Source organism: Desertibacillus haloalkaliphilus (genome assembly GCF_019039105.1).
GTDB lineage: Bacteria > Bacillota > Bacilli > Bacillales > KJ1-10-99 > Desertibacillus > Desertibacillus haloalkaliphilus.
In genome coordinates this window covers 1-361 of record NZ_JAHPIV010000418.1, presented here as the reverse complement: position 1 = coordinate 361, position 361 = coordinate 1, and the positions used below count along the sequence as shown (strand labels likewise).

Genomic DNA, 361 nt, shown 5'->3' with positions numbered 1-361 from the left:
AGAGGGGGGGAAAAAGAGGGGGGGAGGGGGGAGAGGAGGGGAGGAAAAAAAAAAAAGAAGAAGAGGGGGAGGGGAAAAAAGGGAAGAGAAGGGGAAAAAAAAGAGGGGAAGGGGGAAGAAGGGAAAGGAGAAGAGAGGGGGGGGAAGAAAGGGGGAAAAAGGGGGGGAAAAGAGAAAGGGAAGGGGAGAGGAGGGAAGGGGAGGGAAAAGGGGGAAGAAAGAAGAGAGGAAGAAGGGAAAGAAAGGAGAAAGAGAGGAGGGGGAAAAAAGGAGGGGAAAGAAAAAGAGGGAGGAGAGGAGGGAGGGAAAGGAGAAAAGGAGGGAAAAGAAAGGGGGGGGGAGGGAGAGAAGGGGGGGAAGG

1 protein-coding gene is annotated in these 361 nt (G+C 54.3%); it reads left to right on the top strand.

Annotation, left to right across the window (positions count from 1 at the left end):
* Positions 1-361, top strand: a 361-nt coding sequence (locus KH400_RS30180; protein ID WP_217228463.1) for a hypothetical protein, incomplete at both ends; no start/stop codon positions are given.